General features: G+C 45.4%; 3 protein-coding genes and 1 pseudogene. All 4 read right to left on the bottom strand.

Annotated features, from left to right (window positions below; translation table 11 throughout):
• Nucleotides 1-561: pseudogene (locus V7D75_RS11305) on the bottom strand (threonine synthase); the annotation flags it as partial.
• A 58-nt stretch (nt 562-619) separates the two neighbouring features.
• Entirely contained in the window at nt 620-982 is a 363-nt protein-coding gene (locus tag V7D75_RS14660) for a hypothetical protein (RefSeq protein WP_442968958.1), read from the bottom strand.
• On the bottom strand, nt 930-2183 hold the full coding sequence (locus tag V7D75_RS11310; RefSeq protein ID WP_442968959.1) for a transcription antitermination factor NusB: 1254 nt from the start codon (nt 2181-2183) through the stop codon (nt 930-932). Before V7D75_RS11310 ends, V7D75_RS14660 begins: the two co-directional genes overlap by 53 nt.
• An 84-nt stretch (nt 2184-2267) precedes the next feature.
• A partial coding sequence (gene fmt, locus V7D75_RS11315; protein WP_333614637.1) for a methionyl-tRNA formyltransferase occupies nt 2268-2956 on the bottom strand: 689 nt, incomplete at its 5' end.

Genomic DNA, 2956 nt, shown 5'->3' on the forward strand with positions numbered 1-2956 from the left:
ATGAATATTATCATCAGTCAAACTATACATTTGCGCGCGCTGAAATTCGCTCATCTTGCCGTGTGGTGACAACATAAAGACTTCGATATTTTCTTTGCCGCGCAATGCATACTCTGCTGCGCTGCCCGTGTCACCACTGGTCGCACCAATAATAGTAATGCGAGCGTCCTTTCGTTTGAGCACATACTCAAAGGCATTGCCCAAGAACTGCATCGCCACATCTTTAAATGCCAATGTCGGACCGTTCGATAATCCTAAAATATATAAGTTATCCTCAAGCTTACGGACAGGGACAATCTCATCAGAACCAAATATCTCAGCAGTATAAGTACGCTCGATGATATCTTGCAAATCAGCCACAGGGATATCAGTAGCAAAGCGCTGCATAATCGCCATGGCAAGCTGTGGATAGCTGAGCGTACGCCATTCATCAAGGGTCGTGCTATCAATATTTGGATAGTGCTCAGGCAGCATCAAACCGCCATCTGGCGCAAGCCCCATCAATAGTACATCACTAAAATCCATCGGCGCTGTCTGACCACGGGTACTGATATATTTCATTAGATTGTCCTGTCTATAATGAGGTTATTCAATATTTAAAACGGTTTATTCAGCAGTTTTATGCCATTGTCTTATGAAGTAACGCATAATAAAACCCATCACCACTTTCGCTATCAATCGGCAAGCACTGACGACCAATCGCCTGTTCAATACCCCAGTTGCAATCGTCGCTAAATTCAATCGCTACCGCATCACTATGATGACTGATAAAGTCCTGCATTTGCTGGACGTTTTCTTGCTTTAAAATAGAACAGGTGACATATAGCAGATAACCACCAACTTTAAGTTGTGGCCATAGATTATGCAAAATATCCGCTTGTAAGAGTGCCGTTTGCTCAACGTCTTCTTCGGTACGCAAAATACTGATATCAGGATGACGGCGAATCACGCCTATCGCAGTACATGGAGAATCTAGCGTCAAATACGAGTTTGCTCTTTTTCTTACCCGCCCCTTGCCATATAGTTGCGTCCGCACAAACAATATTGAGCTCGATATCCTTCTCAGCTTGCTGCAAGTCGTGATGACTTAGGTTCAAGCGCTGTAGATTGGTGTGAATACGCTCGATACGCGGCGCTTCATTATCTATCGCAGTCAGCTTCACTTTCGAAACCAGAGAAACAGATTCATCGTTTTGTTTCACGTGAAACAAAGGCAATTGCTTATCTGAGCTTAATAATTCTAACCAATGAGCCAATTTACCGCCAGGGGCAGCGCAAGCATCTAGGATATGTAGTTCATTATTGTTGCTACTATCTGAATCGGCATCGGACTTATCAGCGCTTACCTTATTAATCAACGCTTTATTAATAATTGGCGCCGCAAGCTGAGCGTGCATATCTTGTACGCTAGCAGCCCCTTCAGCGAAATGCGGCAAAGCGTTCACGGCTGTGCTTTGATGTAGTCTAAGACCTTTGGTAGATAGCGTTGTTGCTATAGCGGTATCTGACGAGTTCGCCACCTTAAAACCAGTTGTTAGCTCAACCACATCAGCATCAATCTCTGCCCCATCAAGTATTTTCTGATAATCTTCTACTGAGCTAACCGCCGAATTGACGCGTAAAAACATCGGTGCCGCTTGGCGCAAACCTTGGGTCAGCTCGTCATACTGCTCGCTCCAGTCCTGCTTAAGCTGATAAGCAAGCCAGTTCGGCAGACTGTGCTTTTTATCACATTTTTTACGGAATTTGCTTGGATTTTTAGCGACTTTACGCAAGATAGCGTTAATCAAACCTGTTGCATGGGCAAAATCAATCTCTTTTGCCGCTTCAACCGTTTCATGAATCGCTGCGTGGTCCGCTACTTCTAAATACAGCAATTGCGCTAAACCCACTTGAATAGTGGTACGAACCTCAATCTCATCGATAGGATTGTCCGCTAGCGTATCGAGCAAACGTGCCAGCGCGTACCACTGCCGCAGTGTCGTCAGTAGTAAGGCATGTGCAAAGCCTTTATCGCCGTCGTGTAAGCTGTTTAATAAAGGATCAAGGACACTGGCAAGTGATTGACCGTTTTGAATGGCCACTAAAGTGCGAATCACCCGGACACGAACGCTACCATTCATAATAAGGTTGCTTGAAGGTTTAAGCTTATTATTTCTTGGTGCAGTGCTGGTTTGTCTCATTAAATTGAATTTCCTTGACGTCTGATCGAGAGCGTCTGATAAAAGTTAGAGTGCTTGTTATTAAATACATTAAGCGTAAGTAAGTTACTTTACTTCTGCCATAAACTGATCGCCATCGTTTAATTGATTACCATGGCAAATTTGCTCAGCAGTCACTGGCTTACCACCTGCAAATTGTAAGCTGGTAATCGCCAAAGTCGTCGCTGAGTATTCATTACTTTGTGGTTCGCTAGTAGTGTCTTTGCCGCAAGCGACCAGTATGGCTTTTCGCCCAACACTGATAACAGTGCCCGCAGGCTTAACCGTTTGCTGTGATGGGTTTACCGGCAGACTGGCCAAAATTTTGACGCGCTGCCCTTCTAAAAAGGTGTAGGCACCAGGCCAAGGAGTCAGTCCACGAATCTGGCGTTCAATCTGTGTAGCAGACTGCGTCCAGTCGATTTCGCCTTCGGTTTTGACCAATTTTTCGGCGTAATTGGCTTGGCTGTCATCTTGAGCAACCGCTTGTGCCTGATAATGTGGCAAGTCTTTTAATACGGTAGTAATAGCCGCCGCGCCAAGTGCCGCCATCTTATCATGCAAGCTGGCGGCCGTATCATCAGCTTCGATAGGTGCGCTGACTTTATAAATCATGTCGCCCGTATCCAAGCCTTTATCCATTTGCATAATGGTAATGCCAGTCTCGCTATCACCCGCTAGTAACGCCCGATGAATCGGGGCGGCACCGCGCCAACGCGGCAACAGCGAAGCATGAATATTAAGACAACCATAAG

It is taken from the genome of Psychrobacter sp., assembly GCF_036731945.1.
GTDB lineage: Bacteria > Pseudomonadota > Gammaproteobacteria > Pseudomonadales > Moraxellaceae > Psychrobacter.

Bases quoted from the DNA above. Each gene is read 5' to 3' on its own strand.
- V7D75_RS11310 (WP_442968959.1), bottom strand. From the start codon at position 2,183: ATGAGACAAACCAGCACTGCACCAAGAAATAATAAGCTTAAACCTTCA.